Source organism: Pseudoalteromonas sp. Hal040 (genome assembly GCF_037162425.1).
Classification (GTDB): domain Bacteria; phylum Pseudomonadota; class Gammaproteobacteria; order Enterobacterales; family Alteromonadaceae; genus Pseudoalteromonas; species Pseudoalteromonas gelatinilytica.
Genome location: NZ_JARLUU010000002.1, coordinates 65,002 through 89,601, shown reverse-complemented (window position 1 = coordinate 89,601; position 24,600 = coordinate 65,002). Strand labels below are relative to the sequence as shown.

Below are 24,600 nucleotides of genomic sequence, written 5' to 3'. Positions count from 1 at the left end.
ATGAAATATAACGTACTACTTTTATTTATTTTTGGCTGTTTATTTGCCTATTTATCTATACCAGTCATAGGTTATGGTGCAGCTATAGCGATACCTACAGTAGTACTTTCCCCGCTTTATGGATTGTCACCTAACTTTGCTTTATCAATGGTTGATATCGTTACTTTAGGTCTTCCTTTATTAGCGTTACTTTTGGTGTTTTTATTAATAAGTAAGTCGCTGTATCTCAAAGACAAAGCGTATTCATATTTTATATTGCTGACACCATTTTTAGCGCTGCATTTATATTTTGCTGTTAACACCTTTTCTGCAAATATTAATAACACCACTTTACTGACTAGTCTGCCTAAGTATGTATTACTAGTGCTATTTGTTGCGCTTTTTTCTACGCATAAAAAACCAGTTTTAGTTGATGTAAGTCATACGCGAAAGTTCAACATATAAGCTAATCTCTAATTAATCAGTGAACGAAGTTGGTAACACAATGAAAAAATTACTGCTATTAACAAGTGGGGGTGATTGCCCTGGGCTTAATGGGGTGATCAGAGCGGTGGTTAAAGCAGCCGAGCATGATGGTAATTGGCAGGTGTATGGTAGCCGAAGAGCTTACTGTGGTGTGCTTGAAAAGCCAAACGATATTATACACTTAACCAGTGAAGTGGTGGCTGGTATTCATGTTCGTGGTGGAACAATTCTAGAAACTGTTAATAAAGGGAATCCTACCGCATTTCCTGCTGAAATAGCTGGCGAACAAGTGTTTATTGACCGCTCTGATGAGCTGATCAGTACGATAAAGCAACTTGGTTTTGATGCGGTAATAAATATAGGTGGTGATGGTTCGCACAGAGTGTCTCAGCATTTATTTGAGCATGGCTTAAATATCGTAGGCGTACCAAAAACCATTGATAATGATTTATATGGCACTGATTACACAATTGGTTTTCAGACTGCCGTCGATACAGCTACCGAAGCCATTGATCGGTTAATACCAACAGCGCAAAGTCATAATCGGGTGATTGTGACAGAAGTAATGGGGCGCGATGCCGGTTGGATTTGTTTGCACTCTGCTATTGCTGCCGGTGCTGAGGTCGCACTTATTCCAGAAATTCCTTACGATATTGAAGCGATTAAAACCAAATTAACGTCACGTTTTGATAAAGGTCATGGATTTGCCAATATCGTCATTTCAGAAGGAGCTAAACCTATTGCTGGTGGTGTTGTTAGTAAACAATCAAATGAACGTGGCTACGAAAACCCTGTACTAGGTGGCATTGCTGAGCAACTTGCTTCGCAGATACGTGTTGCGCTTGATCTTGATGTAAGAGTCACTGTGTTAGGGCATATTCAGCGGGGTGGTACACCGAATGCGTTCGATAGGGTACTTGCAGCAGAGTTTGGTGTTCAGGCATTCGAGCTAGTAAAGAAAGGTCAGTTTGGTTTTATCCCTGTCAGTAAAGACGGTGAAATTAAACCAATCAGTTTAAAAGAAGCTACTTCAGAATATCGCGTCATTCCTTTAGATCATTCTTTAATAACAAGTGCCCGCGCTATGGGCATGTGTTTAGGCGAATAATCTGCGAATTGATATACTTTCAATTCGCATAACTAATAGTTTTAAAACAACTTTCTCAGTAATCTTCGCAATAATTCAATTAGCAATTTATGTATTGCACAAAATTCATGCGTTAAAGCAAGCTTTTTATTTAATGTAAAGTTCTTTAAAGATGGTTGATCTGTGCCTTTTTTAGTTTAGAATGATCGTTCACTCTAAACTAAGGAACTACACATGCAGCGCTCTCGCATTCCATTTTTTGCACTTTCAGCTTTGGCTGGTGCTGTTTTATTATCAGGCTGCGGCCAATCTGAATCGGCTCAAGGGCAAACGCAGGCAGCACAAGCTGTACCTGTTGGCGTTATTGAGATGCAAAGCAAACCTCTTACGCTAACTAAAGAATTGCCAGGCCGTGTGGCTGCTTCACGTATCGCGCAAATTCGCCCACAGGTTAACGGTATTATTCAATCACGTATGTTCGTTGAAGGTGCTGAAGTAGAAAAGGGCCAAGCCTTATATCAAATCGATCCATCTACTTTTGAAGCTGAAGTAGCGACTAGCAAAGCGGCTATCACAAAAGCACAAGCAAGTATTGCTAATGCAAAAGCAAAAGCTGAACGCTATAAAGAACTATTGAGTATCAAAGCAGTAAGCCAACAAGATTACGACGAAGCAGATGCAGCATACAAAGGTGCAAAAGCAGACTTACTAACAGCTCAAGCGCAGCTTAAAACTGCTGAAATCAATTTAAACTACAGCAAAGTGTTAGCACCAATTAGTGGTCAAATTGGTAAATCAGATGTCACTGCCGGTGCACTTGTTAGCGCTAATCAAGCTACAGCATTAGCAACCATTACTCAATTAGACCCTATTTATGTTGATTTAACCCAGTCGAGCAGTGAACTAACACGTTTAAAAAAAGCCATTGCTGCGGGTGAGCTTGATAAAGATGCTGCTTTACATTCAAAAGTTGAATTAAAGATGGAAGATGGCAGCACTTATCAACATAAAGGCACATTGCAATTTTCTGAAGTAACCGTTGATCCAAGCACAGGCTCAGTAACGTTACGTGCTGAATTTCCTAACCCTGAAAAATTACTACTGCCTGGTATGTATGTTCGTGCAGTGATTGTTGAAGGTGTGAAAAGTGATGCGATTTTAGCACCGCAACGTGGCGTAAGCAGAAACACCAAAGGTGAGCCTACTGCCATGGTTGTAAGCAAAGACAATACCGTAGAAGCACGCGTGCTTAAAACAGATCGTACTGTGGGCTCAAACTGGTTAGTGACAGATGGCCTTAACAGTGGCGATAAGCTAATTGTTGAAGGTTTACAGAAAATCCGCCCAGGTGCACCAGTCAATGCCATGCCTGCAGAATCAGCAGCTAATAGCCAGTAACGGAGAAACTTAATGTCACGATTTTTTATTGATCGGCCCATATTTGCATGGGTACTTGCTATCGTTGTGATGCTGGCAGGTATCTTAGCAATTAGAAGTTTGCCGGTTGCGCAGTATCCATCAATTGCACCACCTGCAATTAGTATTCAAGCCACATACCCTGGTGCGTCGGCCCGTACTCTTGAAGATACGGTTACACAGGTTATTGAACAAAAAATGAAAGGGCTAGATGGCTTGCTTTACATGTCATCAACCTCTGAGTCAAATGGCTCAGCGACGTTAACCTTAACCTTTAGTGCAGATACAGACCCTGATATCGCACAGGTTCAAGTACAAAACAAACTGTCGCTTGCAACACCGTTATTACCTGAAGAAGTACAACGTCAAGGTGTCTCGGTTGCAAAATCTGCTCGAAACTTCTTAATGGTTGTAGGCTTTGTCTCTGAAGACGGCAGTATGAATAACATCGATATCGGTGATTATGTTTCATCAAACGTGCTTGATATTATTTCGCGTGTAAATGGTGTCGGTGAAGTACAGCTGTTTGGCTCTCAATATGCAATGCGTATTTGGTTAGACCCAGCTAAGTTACTTAAATACTCATTAACTCCTGCAGATATTAGCGCTGCAATCAGTGCTCAAAATGCGCAAGTGTCGGCAGGTCAACTAGGTGCCTTGCCAGCAGTAAGTGGCCAACAATTAAATGCAACGGTGACTGCACAAAGCCGTTTACAAACACCTGAGCAATTTAGAAATATTTTTGTAAAAACCAATGCTGATGGTTCAGTTGTTCGCCTAAGTGACGTTGCGAATGTTGAATTAGGTGGTGAAAACTACGGTGTTGTTGCGCGCTTTAACGGCAAACCTGCATCGGGTTTAGGTGTTAAGCTTGCCAGTGGTGCCAACGCACTTGATACCGCAGACGGCGTAAAAGCCGCGCTTGCTGAACTTGAGCCTTTCTTCCCTGAAGGTTTAACTACGGTTGTTCCTTACGATACGACGCCATTCGTATCACTTTCAATTGAGAAAGTAGTAAGCACTCTAATTGAAGCTGTTGTACTGGTGTTCTTAGTAATGTACTTATTCTTACAGAACTTCAGAGCAACACTTATTCCGACCATTGCAGTACCTGTTGTATTGCTAGGTACGTTTGCCATTTTACAAGTGTTTGGTTTCTCAATTAATACCCTCACTATGTTTGCGATGGTACTTGCCATTGGTCTACTGGTAGATGATGCCATCGTTGTTGTTGAAAACGTTGAACGTGTAATGACTGAAGAAAACTTATCGCCATTACAAGCAACACGTAAATCGATGGATGAAATCAAAGGCGCACTTGTCGGTATTGCGATGGTGCTGTCGGCTGTATTTGTGCCTATGGCGTTCTTCCCAGGCTCTACAGGTGTAATTTACCGTCAGTTCTCAATCACTTTAGTAACAGCTATGAGTCTATCTGTGCTAGTTGCGTTGATTTTAACACCAGCGCTTTGTGCGACTATTTTAAAACCAAGTCATGTTCACAATAACAAGTCATTCATTGGTCGTTTCTTCCTTGGTTTTAATCGTGGTTTTGACAAAACAAACTCGGGTGCGCAAGGTTTTGTGTCTCGCATGATCAAACACAGTAAACGCTACTTACTTATTTACGGTTTAATCGTGGGTGGTATGGTGTTTATTTTCTCACAATTACCATCGGCATTTTTACCAGATGAAGACCAAGGTATTTTGTTTAACCAAGTGAGCTTACCTGCGGGTGCGACAACAGAGCAAACGTTAAAAGTTGTTGAAAAGATGGAACACCACTTCTTAGAAGATCAATCAGAAGCAGTTAAATCTATCTTTACGGTAACAGGTTTTAGCTTTGCAGGCTCTGGTCAAAATGCGGCAATCGGCTTTGTTGGCTTAAAACACTGGGATGAACGTCAACGCCATGATCTATCAGTCGGTGCAGTTGCGGGTAAAGCCATGGGTTACTTTTCAACCATTAAAGAAGCGTTCGTATTTGCTTTCCCACCCCCAGCGGTTGTTGAGCTTGGCACTGCAAACGGTTTTACCTTGTTCTTACAGGATAGGGTTGGCCTAGGTCACGAAAAACTACTTGAAGCACGTAACATGTTTTTAGGTATGGCTGCGCAGAATCCTGTGCTATCGGGTGTGCGCCCGAATGGTCAAGAAGATAAGCCAGAGCTTGAACTTGATATTGATTTAGCAAAAGCCGAAGCATTAGGTCTTACTCAAGCTGATATCAATAATACGTTATCGACAGCGTGGGGTAGTAGCTATGTAAATGACTTTATCGACCGTGGCCGTGTGAAAAAAGTGTACTTACAAGGCACACCTGAATCACGCATGGTGCCAGAAGACTTAGATGAATGGTATGTACGTAACGCAAGTGGTGACATGGTGCCATTTACGGCGTTTGCTCATTCGTATTGGACTTATGGCTCACCGCGTCTTGAGCGTTACAACGGCTTCTCAGCGATGGAAATACAAGGTGCGGCTGCGCCGGGTTACAGTACTGGTCAAGCGATGGCTGAAGTTGAGAAAATGGTTAAGAAATTACCAGCTGGCGTGTCGTTTGAATGGACAGGTATTTCATATGAAGAGCGCTTAAGTGGTGGTCAAGCACCATTGCTTTATGCACTTTCATTGTTGGTTGTATTCTTATGTCTAGCGGCATTATACGAGAGCTGGTCAGTTCCTGCTGCGGTTATGCTAATTGTACCTCTTGGGGTATTTGGTGCATCGATTGCCTCGTTTGTATTTAATTTATCTAACGATATTTATCTACAAGTAGGTCTTTTAACTACCATAGGTTTGGCATCAAAAAATGCCATCTTAATTGTAGAGTTTGCGATTCATAAAATGGATGAAGGTATGAAATTAGTCGATGCTGCTGTGGCTGCTATTCGCCTTCGTTTACGTCCAATCTTTATGACATCAATGGCGTTTGTCTGTGGTGTACTACCCCTAGCAATTGCATCAAGTGCGGGTTCGGGTGCGCAAAACGCACTCGGTATTGCTGTTATCGGCGGTACACTTGCGTCATCGACCATTGTGGTGTTGTTTGTACCATTGTTCTTTGTACTGGTGCGTCGTGTATTCCCAGGTAAAACAAAATCAACGAATGAGGAGCAGGCATAATGAAAGCTAAACTAATCTCAGTGTCTGTTGCTGCACTTATGTTATCTGCCTGTAATATGGCGCCAGATATGGAGGAGCGTGAATTACCCGTTGCTCAAAACTATGATATCCAAGGTACAGCAGGCGATATCAATGCGCTCAATTGGCAGTCATTTTTCAGTAATGCGCAGCTGCAACAGCTGATTGCGCTCACACTTGAAAACAACAAAGACATAAAAACTGCTGCACTGAATGTGCAGCAGGTAAGAGCAATGTACCAGATTGAAGATTCAGCGCTTTACCCAAGCATTGATTTGAATGCATCGGGTACGCGTCAGCGTCTTCCGGCAGATTTATCTGGTACCGGACAAGCAACTATTTCTGAAAATTATTCAGCGACTGTTGGTCTAACCGCTTATGAAATTGATCTTTGGGGCAAAGTCCGCAACCAATCAGAGCAAGCTTTACAAAACCTCTATTCGGCCGAATACAGTCTAACTAGTGTACGCATTAGTTTGATTTCAGAATTAGTGAATGCATGGCTTAACTATGCGACGGACAAAGAGCTTTTGGCACTTGCAAACGAGACGTTGAAGTCTCAGCAGGAGTCTTTAGAGTTAACCCGTAAAACATTTGCCCTTGGTGCAGCTTCTCAGTTAACGCTATCGCAACTTGAAAGCACAGTAGCAACCGCGAAGGTTGATATTGCAAACTATCAGCGTTTACTTAAGCGCGATAAAAATGCCCTCGATTTTCTAGTGGGTAAAACCGTCACTGCGGATTTATTACCGAGTGAAAGTATAGATGATGTACTTAGTTTGCCAGATGTGCCAGTAGGGTTACCGTCGGAGCTATTGACTCAGCGACCTGATATTAAAGCAGCTGAGCATGATTTACTGGCAGCCAATGCAAACATTGGTGTGGCAAAAGCGGCATTCTATCCAAGTATCAGTTTAACCGCGAATGCGGGTACGGCTTCTGCTGACTTGAGTAACCTGTTTGATTCAGGCTCAGGTACTTGGAGTTTTGTACCATCGGTAAATTTGCCTATTTTTAATATGGGTCGTAATCAAGCTAATCTCGATGTTGCAAAAGCTCAGCAAGAAATGGCACTAACCAGCTACGAGCAAACCATACAGCAAGCGTTTAAAGAGGTTTCTGATGCACTTGCTGATCGTGAAGGTTATATGCATCAGCTAGATGCGCTCAATGACTTATATCAAAGTAATGAGCTATCTTTTACTTTATCGGATGCGCGTTTTCAAAAAGGGGCAGACAGTTACTTACAAGTATTGGATGCACAACGAAATTGGTACAGTGCTGGACAACAGTTAATTTTGGGTAAGCAAGCATATCTGGCGAGCCAAATTAATTTGTATAAAGCACTGGGTGGCGGCTGGAATGCACAAAAATCTGTGCAATAAATCAGCAAAAGCATAATTTATTTAAGGTTTTGCAGGATCTTAGTTGTTTTGACTCTCCTCTAAGATTAAGATCCTGTAAACCTTGTTTAAATTTAAGTTAACCATAGTCAGTAAAGCTTGGAGAAACCATGACGCAAAAAACGAAAAGACACAATGACCCTGCGCTTGCTGAGGCAAGACGTAATCAAGTGCTTTGTGCCGCGCCGGATTGTTTTCGACGTAAAGGCTATCATGGCGCGGGAATGGCCGAAATTTCTAAAACTGCAGGCATGAGCGCCGGCCATATTTATAATTACTTTGCCAGTAAAGAAGCAATTATAGAATCGATTGTAGAACGTGATATGGAAGAAATGTTCTCAATTTTTAAAGAGTTTGCTGATAAACCAGGCGACCGCGTTACTGTGTTGCTTGATGGTCTTGACAGAGGTGTTGAGCGCCATACCGATTTAAATCAAGGTGCACTTGATTTAGAAATGTTGGCCGAAGCTGCGCGTAATGAAAAAGTAGCTAACTTACTACGTGGCTCAGATAGCCACGCTCGTGATTCAATGCGCGAATTATTAGTAGGTGAAAGAGGGCCGTTACAAGGAACGGCACTTGAAGAAGTAAATGCTCGTATTGAAGTGATGTTTTCTGTCATGGGGGGCTCTTGTTGCGTAAGATGTTAAACCCAGATCTTAATATCAATGAGTTACATAAAGCGTTGCGTCCGGCAATGAAAACCTTGTTGTTACCGTTTGAATAAAGCGCTTGTTAAAAGCGCTCTATAGACCATTGGATTGCCATAATTGCAATTACCACTGAGCCTGCTGGCATAATGGCTTTTTTGTACCAGGGGTTATTTCTAAGTAGCATTAGTAGCGGTAAACAAATGGCTAAAATAACCAGTTGACCAATTTCAACCCCTAAATTAAACGCTAAAATACTCATTAGCTGGTATTCATTTGATAAGCCAAGCTCACCTAACACACTCGCAAATCCCATACCGTGCAATAGACCAAAGCAGAAGGTGATCCAACCTAAACGCACAATCATTGGCCAAATATTATTTATTGCAGCAAATAAAACTGAAAGCGCGATACCTAATTCTACCCATCGGGTGTTTGGCGATATGATATTCATTGCAGTTGCTGTGAGGGTCATTGAGTGAGCAAGCGTAAAAGCGGTGATGATCCACGCAGTATCAACAAGGATTTGTTTTTTAGACTCGACACGTTGCCACTCGCCTTGCTTACGAACTAACACACAGCCCAGCAATAGCGCGATTAAGAACAAAATATGATCTGAGCCCATCCAAATATGTAATATGCCTTGATGTACATATTCAATAAACGTTGTGGTGAAGCTTTGCTCTTTAAAGTTGATAACTTGTTTTGCCGTATTTTGTTCAAATACGCGGCTTGATTTAGCAATGGCGGCAATTGCTTGATGATGCTCATCTATATCAAATAGGGCTGTGTAATTAACTGTTATAGAACTATCAGATGGACAATCAACTTGTAGTGGCACATGGATATACGACTGATTAAAGTGGTTATCTATACTAAGTGCACCATCAACCGTGACCTTGCAGCTTTGATTTTGTTGTAACACATTAAAATGGCTATTTAGATAGTCTAATACTGCTTGTTGCTGTGATGTAATTTCATGCCATGTAATTACATTATCTTGATTTTTATCGAACTTGATCGCTTTATCGAGGTCAGTCACAGAGGATTGCCAAGAGCCTGTGAGTGAAAGTGTATGACTCGTTTGTTGTTCTAAAGTAAGGTAAGCGGTACTTTGCTGGTGGGCATAACTGGTAAAACTAAAAATCAATAGAAATAGCGTAAACAACAACGACTTTTTCATGTTTATTCCTAAGATAATACTGGCGGGCAAGTCTTATGCTCGAATGACCGCATTTCTTTTAAGATAAGTAAAAAGGGGCTGTTACTATAGCAAGTACACAGGTTTAACGGCTAGGTCATCTGTCTTAGAAATAGTGGCTTTGCTCGTGTTTTAATAATGAGTGTTTTGGCTTTGTATGGTTAGTTGACGTTAAGTTCAGCTGTATAAATAATTTCACTTGGGGAGCCTGATTGTGAACCGCCAATCGGTTCTCGACTTATCGCCAGTAACGCAATATTTTGCGGTTTAAATAATGCATTTCGGGCAATTTCTTTACTGTCTGTTTTAGGTAATAAAGCAATAGGGATGGCGCTAGGGTAGCCTTTTAAACGGATCCATAACTGGTAGTCATTATCAGTTTGAAAACTCATGTCACTAGCCGCTTTTAGTAAAATGCTGTGATCGCTTATATCTAAACTCCAAAGTGGCTTATTTGATGAATCATAAAATGTCACTGAATGAGTGACTTTATCGCTAAATGACTCTTGCGGTTGCCAAGTAATTAACACCAATACAATACAGACTGCTGTGGCAATTGCACCCCAAGCCTTAAAAATTCCATAGTTAGGGTCTTTTGCTTTCTTCTGTGTTGGTAAAAATATGGGGTCAATTCGTTTTGTGATTTTATCCCACACTTGTTGATCGGGTGGGTTAGATTCAATCGCGTTTTCTAAATTCTTTATATGCCTTTGCCATAATGAGGTTGCGTATCGGGCTCGAGGAGAGGTGCGCATTAAGCGGCTAAATCTATCACGGGCATGGCCATGTAATGTGCCTAGAACGTATTCTGCTGCAAGTAAATTAAGTAGCGTTTGGTCATCGTATTTCATAACGAATTAGGCTCGAATTGATTTAAGTTTTTGACAAAAGCGACACTCAAACTCTGTGATTATTAGTTTTTGCTTTTAATTTAGACTAGCAGGGAAAAACAGCTTGGCAAATTTATCAATCGTGCCTTGTGTAAATAATTGTAAGTTATTCATAAAGTTGTGAAAAAATGTCCTAAACTTAAAGTATAGGTTTTTAAGTGAACGCTAAGTTACTGATTTTAAATAGCCACCAAGTTTAAATAAGGCGGTTTTACTGGAGTGAAATTTGCAACGTACTTTGTAATTAGAATAACAAGGAGTGATTATGTGGGCAGCATTTAGTTACTTAGCACTAGCGATTGTATTTATAATTGCGGCTATTCGGGTTGAAACAGTGTATTTTGCGCTGTTCTTTTATTGGACTGCATTGTCGTTACTGTTAGTCAGTGGCGCATACTTTTTTAATATCGCACGTATTTTTAGAAAACGAGAAAATGGTGTCATCCCCATTTACATACGGTGGGCATTCATTCCCTTTTTACTTGGCGCGCAACTTTATAATGCGTGGTCAAGAAAAAATGACAAAGTGCCACCACTGCAACAAATTAATGAGCATTTATTTTTAGCTTGTCGTTTATTTCCTTCAGATATAGACACCATGAAAGAGATGGGCATCACGGCCATTTTAGATGTCACGTGCGAATTTGATGGCCTTGAGTGGTCTTCTACCCAAGAGAATATTCGCTATTTAAATATCCCAGTACTTGATCATAGTGTGCCAACACGCGCGCAATTACACCAAGCAATTAATTGGATTGATCATCAAGTTAAAGAAGATAGAAGGGTGGTTGTGCATTGTGCCCTTGGCCGAGGGCGCTCTGTCTTTGTGATGGCTGCTTATTTACTCAGCCAAAACAAAGATGCCGATGTGCACCAAGTACTGGCACAAATTAAAGAGACACGTGAAACTGCAAATTTAAATAAACGTCAGCTGCGTCATCTTGTGAAACGTCATCGCCGTGGTGACTTATTAATAAAGAATAAAGCGGTGCTTATTGCTAATCCGGTTTCTGGCACAAAACTGTGGGAAGCAAAACGTAAGCAAATTACATCCCGCTTATCTGAGTATTATGATTTAACTGTTTATACAACGTCGGAGCAGGTAAACGGTACTGAGTTAGCCAAAGAAGCACTTGAATTGAACCCTGATGTAGTCATTGCTTGTGGTGGTGATGGCACAGTAACAGAGGTTGCAAGTGAACTTGTTAATACAGACTGTAAGCTGGGGATTATCCCCCTTGGTACCGCCAATGCACTGGCGCATGTGCTAATGGGGATTAAATCGAAACTTATTCCTGTTGAACAAGCGTGTGAACTGATAATTGAAGGGCAGGCAAGCCGAATAGATACCGCTGTGTGCAATGGTGAGCGTATGTTATTACTTGCAGGCATTGGTTTTGAACAAAAGATGATTGAAAAAGCTCACCGTGATGCAAAAAATGAGTCAGGGCAACTTGCGTATTTACAAGGGTTTTGGCAAGCATTAGGTGAGCATGAGGCGCAAGATTATCTGGTTACGCTTGATGATAACGAACCGCAAACAATTAATACCACAAGTTTAATCATTGCCAACGCCGCGCCATTTACTACCTTACTTGCTCAATCTGCAGGGCAGCCAGATCATCAAGATGGTTTACTTGATGTAAATTGGTTAACACCCAGTGCGGACTCTAAAGCGAGTACACTCAGTATTGCTGAGTTAGTGTTTTCGAGCATTACGCAAACTAGTTTTGCAATTAATAGCCACCACACAAACGCAAAACGAGTAACAGTGAGTGCAGATGCTGGCTTAAGTTATGTAATAGATGGTGAGGTGAAAACAGCGGAAAAAATTGAAGTAGAGATATCACCGAAATCGCTTTCGGTGATTGTCGCTGAAGAATAGCGCTTTTGCTTTATTTCTTAATGCTTTTCCATTGGAACGAGCCGTCATCAGCCGCGTTGTTATTGATAAAAGTATCAATATATAACTGTTCAACTTTTTCGCGCGCCCATGGTGTTTTTCGTAAAAATTTTAGGCTCGATTTTACACTCGGATCATTTTGAAAGCAGCGTACATCGACATGCGCTGCCATACCATCCCAACCAAGCTTTTCTTCAAGTTTAGTTACGATGTCAGCTAGCTTAATGCCATGCAACGGATTATTAGGTTGATTGTCCATGATAAATCTTAGGTTATTTGCAACCGCGCAATAGTAACCTATCTGTGAACGTTAAGCTAATTGACATGAATCGTTTTAGCCTGTTTGGGATAAATAATTTCACCATTTGCATTGAGTCTTAGCCATGCCAAATCACTGTTTGAAAAATTAGGCTGTTTGGCGCTGCAAATTAACGTCATCTCGCCAACGACGATATACGCACCTTCGGTATAGCGCTTATTTTCGTACCAGCATACTCTGTGATTGTTCAGCGTTTCTTGACCATCAATCACAACGAGGGGTTTTTCTTTCGCCATTGATTTATTTAAAAACAGTAAAATAACCAATGTAGTTAGAATTAAAATTTTCTTTAACAAATTACGTCTCCCGTTGGGCAGATTTGCATAACTACACTAAGCTTATGACAAGGAATAAATAATAAAAAGGTGAACACATGCAATTTGATAAAAATATGATTGACGAATTAACCCTCCTTGCAAAATTTCCCCGCGATTCTCAAATGCAGGGAATTAAAATTCACTCAGATGCCGAAAGCTCTATCAGAGATGCAGCAAAACGTCTTTATGATAAAGGCATCACGGATAGTCCTGATGGGGGCTACTTAACCGACTTGGGACTCGATTTAATTAATCATGTGAGTGTGATTAACTCAGCGCTAAGATAACAAATAAAAAAGGCCCGAATTATTCGGGCCTTTTACATTAATCATAGTAACACTTAAATCGCATCTGGTTGATTTTGTGGTGCAGCATCAATAAAGGCATCAAGCTTATTACATTGCTCATAAACTGCAGCAATTTTAGGGTATTTACACATATCAACTTTAAAGCGTAAGGCATTAAATACTTGCGGCACGAGGCACACATCTGCAAGCGTTGGTTTGTTACCCACACAAAAAGTGTTCGCTTCATCAAGTAGCTTTTCGATACTTTCAAAACCAACTTCTACCCAATGCTTATACCAGGTCGTTTTTGCTTCTTCATCAACACCAAGATCATTAGCTAAGTACTTTAATACGCGTAAATTATCGATAGGGTGAATATCGCACGCTACGGCATAACATAAATTACGGATCTGAGCTTTTTGCCACGCATCACCCGTTAGTAACGGTGTTTCTGGGTGGGTTTCTTCGAGCCACTCTAAAATAGCTAACGATTGTGCAAGTACACCTTGCTCAGTTTCAAGTGCTGGTAATAATCCTTGCGGGTTCTTTGCTAGGTACTCGTCACTTTGCTGTTCTGATTTTAATAAATTAACCGTCACTAATTCGTGATCAATATTCTTTAAATTAAGCGCAATGCGTACTCGGTATGCAGCTGATGAACGAAAATAGCTATAAAGTTTCATTATACGTCCTGTTTACCTGTGAAATGTTTTTTAATAGTGCGCCAACAGTCTGTGTAGTTAGGCTGACGCTCTTTACCTTCAAGGGCATATTTTGTCGGTGAAATAACGTAACGTGATTCAAACATAAATGCCAAGGTGTTTTCGTAGCGTTGTGGTTCAAGCTGAGCATTTGATGCTTTTTCGAATACATCGGCTTCTGGACCATGTGGCGACATACAATTATGTAAGCTCGAACCACCTGGTACAAAGCCATGTTCTTTGGCATCGTATACACCTTCGATGAGGCCCATAAACTCACTCATGATATTACGGTGGTAATAAGGTGGGCGGAATGTGTTCTCAGCCACCATCCAACGTGGAGGGAAGATAGCAAAATCGATATTAGCAACACCTTCTGTACCCGATGGTGATGTTAATACAGTAAAGATTGATGGATCTGGGTGATCGTAACTTACTGTATTCATGACATTGAATCGAGCAAGGTCATATTTATAAGGTGCGCTATTACCCGTCCAAGCAACGACATCTAAAGGCGAGTGGCCAATATCACAACGGAACATATTGCCGTTGAATTTAGCAACTAGGTCAAAATCACCTTCAACATCTTCAAAAGCGGCTACAGGGTAGTGGAAGTCACGGTCATTGGCATAACCGTTGGCACCGACAGGGCCGCGCTCTGGTAAAATATAAGCATGGCCATAGTTTTCACAGATGTAGCCTCGGGCTGTATCAGTAAGTAAATCGACAGCAAATTTAATACCGCGAGGGATAACCGCAATTTCACCAGCTCGAACGGTGAGTTTTCCGCATTCAGTTCTTAGTAATAGCTCACCTTGTTGCGGAACAAACAGCATTTCACCGTCAGCATTATAAAAGTAACGATGTTGCATTGATTTATTAGCAACATAAATATGAATACCAATACCTGTTTGTGCATTGGCACTGCCATTCGCAGCCATGGTGATTAAACCATCAATAAAATCAGTTGGCTGTGCAGGAATCTCAATTGGATCCCAACGTAGCATCGTCGGTGGCGTTGGCACTTCGGTGATAGGAGCTGTACGAATAAGGCCATTATCGATTGGCGTGTAATCACCTTGTACTACTGACGGGCGAATACGGTAAAACCAAGTACGGCGGTTATCAGCACGCGGCGCTGTAAATGCGGTTGTGCTGAATTGCTCAGCATATAAGTCGTATTTTACTTTTTGAGGGCTGAATTGACCGATAGGTAATGCACCGGGTAAGGCTTCGGTCTCAAATTCATTACCAAAGCCTGTCATATATTGTAATTCGTTATTCATCACTAGACTCCTGAAAGGTTTTAGGTAAGATACTCTCATGTGAGACTAAATTCAAACTGCACAGAATTTACTTGTGTAAATTTTTTTGACAGTAGTGAAGCCATGACAACAGAACGAAAACAAATACTCGATTTACAACAGTTCTTACCTTATTCGTTAACCAACATTTCGATGCAGATGAGTGAGCAATTTAGTGAACTATATCAACAACAGTTTAATTTGACCGTGCCACAATGGCGTGTGATTGCAAATCTAGCGCAATACGGTGAGTGCAGTGCTAAGGAGCTATGCGATATGGCTCAAATGGACAAATCCACCGTGTCGAGGGCTGTAAAATCATTATTATCAAGGGAATTGATAGTTGCTAAAGCGAACCCGACAGATAAACGTGCAAGTTTGTTATCACTATCTGCTGGAGGAATAGCGTTGCATGAACAGATTGTACCGCTTGCAAACGAGTGGCAAGCACGTTTAGTGAGTGGCTTAGATAGCCAAGCACTTCAACAATTTATGGACACGCTGAGTACACTTTCTGCGCAATTAAATAAAAATGTTTAAATCTGTAATCAAGGCTTTATAGCAATTGATTTAGACAATCGATACATATATGATAATGGCTATCATTTACAATTAGAAACTTGGATGTCCCCTCTTATGAAATTAGCGTTAAACACCGTGAAAACACTAGGTCTAAGCCTAGTATTAGCATCTACTTTTATTGCCCAACCTGTATTGGCAAATGGCCCAATTGGTGAGCACGTTAATCATCTAAAAGAAAATTTAAAAGATTATTCTGAAGACGTTGAATGGATGATCGGTAAAGTCGACACCATTGTTACCGATTACGAAACTAAAGGCGCAAAGGCTGTTAAAAGCGATGACTTAATTGAATTCTGGGAATCAGTAAAGTTTCACAGCGCGATTGAAACAAACTACGTACCGGTTTATGCATCAATCTGGCAAGGTATTTATGGTGTTAAAATGGCCATTGATGATAAAAAACCAGCAAGCGAAGCACGTGAGCATCAAAAGGCCTTAAATGCTGCCTTGTGGCAGGGTCTTGGAGCTGTTAAACTTGCTGCCGACTTCCAGCAAAAAGGCTTATTAAAAGCTGTAAAAGCAACTGCTTCTGAAACAATGACGCAAAGTGCTACTATCGATGAAATCAAACACAAATTAGACCGCGTTGTTGCAAAATACGCAGAACGTTTAAGCGATGAAGCGACGCAAATTGTACATGATACTTACCTTCACTTATTCGAAGGTGTTGAAGGTACGCTTATCGAAAAAGATGCGAAGTTAGTAGAAGTTCTAGAAAAAGATTTTAACGTAACCCTGCCAAAAGCTATTTCTGATAAAAGTACTGTTGACCAAGTACGTGCAGTGGTTGTTGATATGCAAGAAAAATTAGATCGCGCTAAGGTGTTACTAGAAGAAGCCGACAAAGCACGTAAGGATGTATTTTAGTGAAGCGTAGGACCTTTATTCAAGGCCTGGCTGCGTTTGGGGTAGTGGGCGCAATGCCACTACCTCTTTCACGTGCCTTTGCAGCAACAGCTGCAAGCCCAATTTCAGTGAATGACTTACCCGCCCTTGAGGGTGACCTAACATTATACCTAGGCCGTGGTGAAGGTGGTTTGTACGAAAACGTACTGCAATCTATCCAAAAGAAAAACCCAAAACTTAACTTATCAATTCGACGTGGCCCGACTGCTGCACTTGCCAACATGATAGTGGCAGAAGCTAAAGCAGGTGTTAAACGTGCTGATTTATTTTGGGCTGTTGACTCTGGTGCGATTGGTCTAGTCACCGACGCAGGTTTAGCTAAAGCCTTACCATCTGACTTAGAAGCGCAATTACAACCGCAGTTCCGCTATCCGGGCTGGGCACCTGTAACAGGTCGTATTCGTACATTGCCTTATAATACTAAGCGTTTAAGTAAAGATCAGATCCCAGATAGTATCATGGCAATTGCAGATAGCGATTTATCAATTGGTTGGGCACCGGCTTATGCATCATTCCAATCATTTGTCACAGCAATGCGCATTCTTGAAGGGGATGATAAAACCGCTAAATGGCTGAAGAAAGTTCAAAAACGTTCGAAAACCTATGCTGGTGAGCTTGGCGTAGTGATGGCCGTTGAACGTGGCGAAGTGGATATTGGTTTTGCAAACCATTATTACACATTACGCCTTAAGTCAGGCAAACCAGATGCTAACCTTGATCTTGCTTTCACCAATCAAGATGCAGGTTGCTTAGTTAATGCATCAGGTGTGTTATCGCTAACAGATAACCCGAATGCAATGAACTTTATGCGTTACTTACTTAGTGCTGAAGTACAAAGTTACTTAGCACGTGAAGCGTACGAAATTCCATTGATCCAAGGCATTGACCAGCCAGCTGGGTTACCAGCGTTAACGGATGTGTCACCGCCGAAAATAGATTTAACTCAATTGGCAGATTTAAGGCCAACACTCGACCTTATGCGCAGTAGCGGTGTTTTATAATGCGCATACCTGCTTCTTATCCGATGGCGCTGCTTGCAGCGCTTTTGGCGTTAGTGCCAGTTTATATATTGATCACTTTAGCGAGTGATGCGACGGCTGTTTTTGATAGTCACAATTTAAAAATTCTTGGTAACACCTTGTCACTTATGGTGTTAACAGTAATCGGCTCTATTTTAATTGGCGTGCCTCTGGCGTTTATTAGTGCCTATGTTCAACTTCCTTTTAAAAAAATTTGGCTTGTATTGTTTGCCGCTCCTCTGGCAATTCCAAGCTATATTGGTGCGTTTACCTTGTATGCAGCATTTGGCCCCGGTGGTGAGATAAATCAGCTGTTGGGCTTTGAAACGCCGCCTATGTATGGCTTAACGGGTGCTGCCATTGTAATGACGCTCTACACGTTTCCGTTTGTTATGCTTACGACGCGTTCATCTTTACTCAGTCTAGATGCCAGCATGGTAAATGCAGCTCGTACTTTAGGTATGTCGATGACAATGAGCGTGTTTAAAGTAATCTTTCCCCGTGTTATCAACGGTATTGCGGCGGGTTCATTGCTGGTTGCGCTTTATACCTTATCAGATTTTGGTACACCGGCGATGATGCGCTTAGACACCTTTACTCGGGTGATCTATGTTGAATACAACGCCTTTGGCTTAAGTCGTGCCGCGATGTTATCGTTACAATTAATGGTGATAGTAGGTTTTTTACTGTTCATTGAATCGCAAATTAAAACGGCTTCAGAGCGCCACGGTAGACCGCTGATGTTATTCCCATCGAACAGCCAGAAATTAGCCATGCTAGTGACTTTTCTACCTGTTTTATTACTGGCTATTTGTTTGCCGCTAGCTATTTTTACCCTGTGGCTTGCCCGTGATGGTATTGCTGATTTTGATTTCAGCATTGCGTGGAATTCGGCTTATGCGTCTGGCATTGCAGCTATTGTCGCTGTTGTTGTTGCAGTACCTGTAGCGCATGCTGCCTTAAGCGGTAAATTAGGGCGCATTATGGAGCGGGTGACTTATTTCGGGTTTGGTATTCCGGGTATCGTGATGGGTACAGCACTTGTTTATGGTGGCCTGCAATTACCACTTTTATACCAAACTCTGGCATTATTAGTGATTGCCTACGTGCTGCGCTTTTTACCGCTAGCTGTTGGCTCTGTGCGTACCAGCACTGAACACTTAGATTCGAGTTTAATCAAATCGGCACGTGTATTAGGTGCCAGCCCCCGCGAAGCCTTTATGCGTATTACCTTACCTTTAACACTGCGCGGTATTATTGCTGGTGCAGCTTTGGTATTTTTAGAATCAATGCGTGAGCTTGAAGCGACATTGTTACTTGGTCCAACAGGGTTTGAAACCCTTTCAACCTATTTATGGCGTGTTTATGAAGCCGGTTACTTTGGACGCGCTGCTATACCTGGCTTATTGTTAGTAGTGATATCAGCATGCGGCTTAGCTATAATGCTCTCAGGTGAAAAGCGCAGTCAATTAGAACATTAAGGATCAGTTTAATGCTATCAGTTAGTAAGCTGTCTATCGATTATGGTAGCAATCGTGTGGTAAGTGAACTCAACTTATCACTTGGGGAAAGTGAGATCCTCATGCTAGTTGGTCCAACTGGCTGTGGTAAAAGTACAATCTTACAAGCGTTAGCTGGACTTATTCCTATCAGCGAAGGCGAAATTAATTTAGGCTCATGGCGGGCAACACCTAAATTAAAAGTACCACCAGAAAAACGAAAAGTAGGAATGGTATTTCAAGACTTTGCGTTATTTCCGCATTTAACGGTACAGCAAAATATTTGCTTTAGATTAACCGATACCTCGAAAGCAGATCATTGGATTAAGTTATTGGGTCTTGAAGCATTTCGTGATAAAAAGCCTGCCACCTTATCGGGTGGTCAAAAGCAGCGTGTAGCGCTTGCCCGTACACTTGCTCACGAACCAGACTTTGTATTGCTTGACGAGCCTTTATCAAACCTAGATGCGGCTTTAAAAGACACCCTACGTTGGGATATTCGTAATGCATTAAAAGATGCTGGTGTTCCTGCTATTTGGGTAACCCATGATCAAGAAGAAGCCTTATCTGTCGGTGACCGTGTTGGCGTACTGAAAGAAGGCATAATTCAGCAAATAGATACCCCTGAACGCTGCTTTAGCTTACCAAGCAATCGCTTTGTGGCACGCTTTTTAGGTGAAGCAAGTTTCATTGCTGGCAACTGTGAAGGTGATATCGCCACCACTGATTTAGGCAATGCCCCAGCTATTAAGGTTGATCATGATACCGCGAAGGTTGATGTATTGCTTCGCCCTGATGATATTCACCTTATTCAAAATGCTAATACCAGTAATGGTAAAGTGACATGGGTACGTTACGAAGGTGGCAGTCGCTTATGCGCGGTTAAATTAGCGTGTGATACCGTGGTGACAAGCCGAGTAAGCCATGAAGTGATGGTTCGCCCAGGTGATGCAGTGCATGTTTCTATCAATACAACACACCCACTTGCGGTTTACGCAGCTTAAATAAAAATATCTGTGCAGGTCTCACTGGCCTGCATTTTTTAGAAAGCGTTCAGCTGTCAGCCCTCAGACGCTATGTAAAATCGTCGCGACTTCTTAATTTGCTAACTTTATTCTTGAAACTCGTAACTCATATCTACAACCATTCCCGGCTAAAGCCAGTCCTACGAAAGAATTTATCAGGTATTAGGTTCTAGGCTTTAGTTACAATGACGCGATGTAAAATCGCTGCTACTAGTAACTTTCTAACTTTACCCTTGCTCACTTTCCCCTAGTAGCTTTACTCTTGCAAACTTCCACCAAAACGTAAAAAGCCCGCCAGTAGGGGCGGGCTTTTGCTTTATAACAAGGTTAACTCGTTATTAGAATGTGTAACGTACACCTACACGCATTTCCCAAACTGATGCACCGCTTTGAGTTGCAGTTTTACCATTGTTAGGGCTGAAGTCAGAGTATACGTAACGACCTTGGTCATCGATTGATGTTTTAATCATACGGTTACCAACGAAGTTACCTTTCTTAAGTACGCCCCAGTCATCATTTAACATGTTTGTTAAGTTATCGATAACGAAGAATACTTCACCTTTGTGACCAGGCATGAAACCAGGTAACTCTTGAGTCATCTTGAAGTTAACTTTTGTGAACCAATCAGCATTTTGGCTGTTACGACCAACGATTTCACCACGTTCAAGGCCTTGAGCAGAAATCCACTCGTTAAACTCAGTTACTTCTTCAGGAGTCATGTCGTAAACAACGTTCGGGTCATTCACTTCAGGGATATACATTAGCTGACGGCTACGGTTTGAGTTGCTATCACCCCAAACACTGTCGCTACCGTTATATGTATAGCTGTAAGGAAGGCCTTTGTACGTTTCGCTGAATAGGTTGAAACGTGTGTTGTAACCATCGAACAACTCAGTTGTGTAACCTAATGTCATAGTAAAGCGATGTGGGATTTCGTAATCAGATGTGTGTGCACCTGGATTAGTCGGATCGTATGTCGCCATGTTACCGTAGTTTGAGCTAGCTACAGAGCTAGTCATAGGGTTAACATCTGTTGAGTCAGTGTAAGCGTAAGCTAATTGAACGCTAATACCGTTATCAAAACGCTTACTCATTGCAGCAGAAATGATGTGAGACTCACCACTGTCACCACTTACATTTGTAAGTAGTAAGTCGCCGCTACGACCTTCAATAGACTCAAGAATTGGACGACCATCAAACGTTGTTTCACCAGAATCTTGTAACGCGATGTCTTGTAAGATTGCAGCATCTTTACGTTTAGTGAATAAGTAATCTAGTGAGAATACGTACTCATCTTCAGTTGTGTATGTTGCACCTACTGAGTATTTCCACTCTGAAGGCATTTCGAAATCTGGGTCAACAGCATTTACTGAAGAATCACCCGCGCCAATTGTTGTATTAGCAACTTCATCATACATATCTTGTGGTACTTCATAACCTGGAGTGCCACCGTTTACTGTTGGGGTATTGAATAAATCTACACCTGCACGGAAAGTACCAATGTTTGTGATACCGTCGTTTGAGTATGAGTTAGATAACCATACATTCGGGTTACCACCAGAGAATAAGCCAACACCTGCGCGTACTTCTAATGCATCCGTTGCGTACCATTCAAAGCCAACACGTGGTTGAATTAAATCGATGCCGTCGAATGTACCTTGGTTGCTGAAACCGTAACGGTTAGTAAAGTTTTCATTGTAGTTAGGTTTGTCATCACTTGTGTATTTGTCGTAACGAAGACCAAACGTTAATGTCGCATCTAAATCTGTGAAGTTGTACTCATCTTGAACATAGAAAGTATGTTGAGCGTATGAGAAGCTTGCAGCAGCATCTGTTGGATCGTTTGTACCAGCAGCATTGTTATAATAAATACGTGCTGCTTGACCAGCTTCAAAATCATCTACAGAATCAAAACGCCACTCACCTTGAGTGTGCTGAACGAATTGGTTAAACACGTCTAGCTTTTCATACTCATAACCACCAGTAATCGTGTGTTGATCAAGGTAGTAAGTACCTGCAACTTTTACAGTCGTTGTTTCGTAGTCTAGGTCGTTTGACTGACGAGAGTCATCTGGACCAATGAAAATTGTACCGCCGTCAGCTGTACTAATTTGCATTTCACCGAAGCTGCTCGCTGCATCTAAAGACTGTACTGTTGCATCTAGCTCTGATTTACCAATACGAACTTCAGTAGAGAAGCTGTCTGACCAATCTGAGTAAAGTGAACCGATGATTGATGTAAACTCAGCACCTTGCTTGTAGAAGTGGTTGTCTAAAGCTACTGTATCACTGTATGCATCTGATTGAGATAGTGTGAAAGCGTCATTGTAGTTATAGATCAAGTTTGCACGGTGATCGTCGTTAATGTTCCAGTCAAGTTTAACAAAGATTTTTTCATCTTCAACTGGTGCGCTCGATGGCATGCCACCTGCATCATAACCGTAAACGTCTTGTGCGATTTGTTGTACACGAGCAACGTCTGCAGCTGAAACACTACCCGTATTTAAACCGCCGTACTCGTACTGCTTAACACCTTCTACTTTTTCATAAGACGTGAATAAGAAAAGATTATCTTTGATTAGTGGTAAACCAACATTGAAGCCGTAACGTTTTTCAGTGTAATCACCGTTATCGTAGTCTTCGCCTTCGATTTTATCGCCTTTCATTGAATCATTTGTGTAATCGAAGAACATACCACCGTGTACTTCGTTACCACCTGATTTAGTAACAGCATTGATGTTACATGATGTGAAACCACCATATTGAACATCAAAAGGTGCTAGCTCAACTGCAACCTGCTCAATTGAATCAAAAGAGAAAGGAGCACCGATTGTAGGGTAACCGTTTGAGCTTAGACCGAAGTTATCGTTCATACGAACACCGTCTAGCGTTAAGCTGTTGAAACGTGGGTTACCACCACCACAGTTGATTGAACCGCGGCTATCATCGATTGTTACACGTGGATCGATACGGATGATATCTTTTAAATCACGGTTGATAGCTGGTTGGTTTTCTAAATCTTCAAGTGTGAAAGTCGCAGCAGGACCTGTACCACCAGACATACGGCTGATAGGACGACCAGTAACAACAATTTGCTCGATGTCTGATTGCGGCTCTAACGTAACATTAACAGGGTAGTCAGCACCAACTTGTAGGTTAATGTTGTTGAATGTTTGATCTGCGAAAACGTCAGAATCTACAACAACGCGGTAAGGACCACCTACACGTAGGCCTTTTGCTGTGAAGTAACCCGCATCGTTCGTTTCAGTTTCTTTAGTTGAACCTGAAGGTAAGTGAACGATAGTAATCTTAGTGCCAGCAGCAGGGTTGCCGTTTGGACCTTTGATTTGACCCTTGATAGCAGATGTTGTTTCATTTGCTAACGCTGCACCACTCACACCAACACATGCTGCAATAGCAAGTGATAGAGCTGTTTTGCGGAGTTGGATTTTCATTATGTTATTTCCCGTGTTAGAGGTTATGTTTCATTTATAGTTTGCTGTCAGTTGGCATCTTAAGTGCCTTTACTAACGGTTTTGCTGATTTATCAAATAATGTATTTAATAAACCCGCTAATCTTATCCCACCTTGTTGTAGGCGAGTTTTAACAACTGGTAAGTTTTTATAGATATAACTATAACTTACGTTTGTTTCATTTTCTTTATACAGAGAGTTTGCAATGTTATTAGATTCGATCAACCAATCGCTAGGTGAACTGGCAAGATAGTCCGTTATTAACGCTTGATTTGTTGTATTTATAAATTGCGCAAACTCAGTATAGGACAAATTTTCATTTTCAATGAGTTTTGTGTCCCATAAGCTATGTAAATTGGTATCTTGACCGAAAAATGTGACAGAAATATTGTTGCCACCACGATCTTCACCGCGACCGGCATGAAAAGGTTGGTGGCTATCACCAACAAGGTGAACTAAAAAGCGTAATGCAAATTGCTTTTCACCGAGAGAGGCTTTTGGGTTTTGTAAAACTGATATTGAATATTCCATGCCTTCAAGGATGTCTGACACGGTTTCTTTATTATGGTGGGCATGTGAGTCGTAATGAGGCTTAGCATCGCCTTCTTTGAAATTTATGTAATGCCAGCGTGAAGATTTCTTTTGCCAAAACGTTTCAGGCGCAGAACGCATTTCATCAGCCCACGTTGCAACTTGTGGTAAAGAATCACCATCAAGTAAAGGAACTAATGCTTGCTTAGTGGCGTCAGTAATATGCTTAGATGCAATTTCACCAATAATACGGTGACCATTCTGACCCCATGCATTTGCAGGGTTACTTAACAACACAGAAATAACTGGTGTCGATAACAGCAACATTTTTATTGTTTTTTGTAACATTGACTCAGTGTCCAAAATGAATGTGCCCTGAAGCACGATTTCTTGGTGTGTATTTTCCTGAATTTAAAAACAAATAGAAAGGACTCAATAAGATTCATAATTTCTTGTTCATATATATTGTTTTTCAAT

The 24,600-nt window shown here is 41.4% G+C and carries 20 protein-coding genes and 1 pseudogene; 13 read left to right on the top strand and 8 right to left on the bottom strand.

The genetic code is table 11. The features are described from left to right. The 6 genes and pseudogenes from P4S60_RS18055 (at position 1) to P4S60_RS18030 (ending at position 8,242) form a co-directional block, all read left to right on the top strand. Complete coding sequence (locus P4S60_RS18055; protein ID WP_105173392.1) at positions 1–444, top strand: hypothetical protein; 444 nt, start codon at positions 1–3, stop codon at positions 442–444. A gap of 40 nt (positions 445–484) precedes the next feature. After that, positions 485–1,573, top strand: coding sequence for a 6-phosphofructokinase (locus P4S60_RS18050; RefSeq protein ID WP_105173391.1), 1,089 nt, complete (start codon positions 485–487; stop codon positions 1,571–1,573). A gap of 213 nt (positions 1,574–1,786) precedes the next feature. Further along, positions 1,787–2,950, top strand: coding sequence for an efflux RND transporter periplasmic adaptor subunit (locus tag P4S60_RS18045; protein WP_063703647.1), 1,164 nt, complete (start codon positions 1,787–1,789; stop codon positions 2,948–2,950). A gap of 12 nt (positions 2,951–2,962) precedes the next feature. Further along, the gene (locus P4S60_RS18040; RefSeq protein WP_337116933.1) at positions 2,963–6,094 is read left to right on the top strand and encodes an efflux RND transporter permease subunit; all 3,132 of its coding nucleotides are present in this window, start codon (positions 2,963–2,965) and stop codon (positions 6,092–6,094) included. Then, positions 6,094–7,497, top strand: a complete 1,404-nt coding sequence (locus P4S60_RS18035) for an efflux transporter outer membrane subunit (protein ID WP_337116932.1) — start codon at positions 6,094–6,096, stop codon at positions 7,495–7,497. Before P4S60_RS18040 ends, P4S60_RS18035 begins: the two co-directional genes overlap by 1 nt. Before the next feature lie 128 nt (positions 7,498–7,625). Continuing rightward, positions 7,626–8,242 (top strand): annotated as a pseudogene (locus tag P4S60_RS18030) (TetR/AcrR family transcriptional regulator). A gap of 8 nt (positions 8,243–8,250) precedes the next feature. On the opposite strand, the gene P4S60_RS18025 reads toward P4S60_RS18030, so the two are convergent. Then, the gene (locus P4S60_RS18025) at positions 8,251–9,348 is read right to left on the bottom strand and encodes a HupE/UreJ family protein (protein WP_337116931.1); all 1,098 of its coding nucleotides are present in this window, start codon (positions 9,346–9,348) and stop codon (positions 8,251–8,253) included. A 179-nt stretch (positions 9,349–9,527) separates the two neighbouring features. Next, positions 9,528–10,217, bottom strand: a complete 690-nt coding sequence (locus P4S60_RS18020) for an anti-sigma factor (RefSeq protein ID WP_337116930.1) — start codon at positions 10,215–10,217, stop codon at positions 9,528–9,530. 304 nt (positions 10,218–10,521) lie between these two features. Here P4S60_RS18020 and P4S60_RS18015 point away from each other — a divergent pair, with 304 nt between their 5' ends. Beyond that, positions 10,522–12,141 carry a diacylglycerol kinase family protein gene (locus tag P4S60_RS18015; protein ID WP_337116929.1) on the top strand — a complete coding sequence of 540 codons (1,620 nt, stop codon included), beginning with the start codon at positions 10,522–10,524 and terminating at the stop codon, positions 12,139–12,141. A 10-nt stretch (positions 12,142–12,151) separates the two neighbouring features. Here P4S60_RS18015 and P4S60_RS18010 read toward each other — a convergent pair whose 3' ends face one another. Together P4S60_RS18010 and P4S60_RS18005 are read right to left on the bottom strand one after the other, a co-directional pair. Further along, positions 12,152–12,418 carry a VF530 family DNA-binding protein gene (locus P4S60_RS18010; RefSeq protein ID WP_063703663.1) on the bottom strand — a complete coding sequence of 89 codons (267 nt, stop codon included), beginning with the start codon at positions 12,416–12,418 and terminating at the stop codon, positions 12,152–12,154. Between the two features lie 56 nt (positions 12,419–12,474). Next, positions 12,475–12,774 (bottom strand): DUF1496 domain-containing protein, encoded by a 300-nt coding sequence (locus P4S60_RS18005; RefSeq protein ID WP_105173382.1) that lies wholly within the window; start codon positions 12,772–12,774, stop codon positions 12,475–12,477. Positions 12,775–12,851: 77 nt separating this feature from the next. Between P4S60_RS18005 and P4S60_RS18000 the strand changes: the two genes are divergently transcribed. Next, positions 12,852–13,082, top strand: coding sequence for a TIGR02647 family protein (locus P4S60_RS18000; protein ID WP_063703665.1), 231 nt, complete (start codon positions 12,852–12,854; stop codon positions 13,080–13,082). Positions 13,083–13,135: 53 nt separating this feature from the next. Here the strand turns inward: P4S60_RS18000 and maiA are convergent, their stop codons facing one another. Next, on the bottom strand, positions 13,136–13,765 hold the full coding sequence (gene maiA / locus P4S60_RS17995) for a maleylacetoacetate isomerase (protein ID WP_337116928.1): 630 nt from the start codon (positions 13,763–13,765) through the stop codon (positions 13,136–13,138). Then, positions 13,765–15,069, bottom strand: coding sequence for a homogentisate 1,2-dioxygenase (hmgA, locus tag P4S60_RS17990; protein ID WP_337116927.1), 1,305 nt, complete (start codon positions 15,067–15,069; stop codon positions 13,765–13,767). Before hmgA ends, maiA begins: the two co-directional genes overlap by 1 nt. Positions 15,070–15,171: 102 nt before the next feature. Between hmgA and P4S60_RS17985 the strand changes: the two genes are divergently transcribed. The 5 genes from P4S60_RS17985 (at position 15,172) to P4S60_RS17965 (ending at position 20,097) form a co-directional block, all read left to right on the top strand. Then, complete coding sequence (locus P4S60_RS17985; RefSeq protein ID WP_337116926.1) at positions 15,172–15,627, top strand: MarR family winged helix-turn-helix transcriptional regulator; 456 nt, start codon at positions 15,172–15,174, stop codon at positions 15,625–15,627. A 96-nt stretch (positions 15,628–15,723) separates the two neighbouring features. Then, the gene (locus tag P4S60_RS17980) at positions 15,724–16,536 is read left to right on the top strand and encodes a hypothetical protein (protein WP_337116925.1); all 813 of its coding nucleotides are present in this window, start codon (positions 15,724–15,726) and stop codon (positions 16,534–16,536) included. Beyond that, positions 16,536–17,576, top strand: a complete 1,041-nt coding sequence (locus P4S60_RS17975) for an extracellular solute-binding protein (RefSeq protein ID WP_063703675.1) — start codon at positions 16,536–16,538, stop codon at positions 17,574–17,576. The genes P4S60_RS17980 and P4S60_RS17975 overlap by 1 nt, the downstream gene beginning before the upstream one ends. After that, positions 17,576–19,075: an ABC transporter permease gene (locus tag P4S60_RS17970; RefSeq protein WP_337116924.1), complete on the top strand. Its 1,500-nt coding sequence runs from the start codon at positions 17,576–17,578 to the stop codon at positions 19,073–19,075. Before P4S60_RS17975 ends, P4S60_RS17970 begins: the two co-directional genes overlap by 1 nt. An 11-nt stretch (positions 19,076–19,086) precedes the next feature. Next, positions 19,087–20,097 (top strand): ABC transporter ATP-binding protein, encoded by a 1,011-nt coding sequence (locus tag P4S60_RS17965; protein ID WP_105180295.1) that lies wholly within the window; start codon positions 19,087–19,089, stop codon positions 20,095–20,097. 359 nt (positions 20,098–20,456) lie between these two features. Here P4S60_RS17965 and P4S60_RS17960 read toward each other — a convergent pair whose 3' ends face one another. Both P4S60_RS17960 and P4S60_RS17955 read right to left on the bottom strand, forming a co-directional pair. Next, complete coding sequence (locus P4S60_RS17960; RefSeq protein ID WP_337116923.1) at positions 20,457–23,573, bottom strand: TonB-dependent receptor; 3,117 nt, start codon at positions 23,571–23,573, stop codon at positions 20,457–20,459. A gap of 34 nt (positions 23,574–23,607) precedes the next feature. Next, positions 23,608–24,471, bottom strand: a complete 864-nt coding sequence (locus tag P4S60_RS17955) for a S1/P1 nuclease (protein WP_337116922.1) — start codon at positions 24,469–24,471, stop codon at positions 23,608–23,610. Positions 24,472–24,600: the final 129 nt, after the last annotated feature.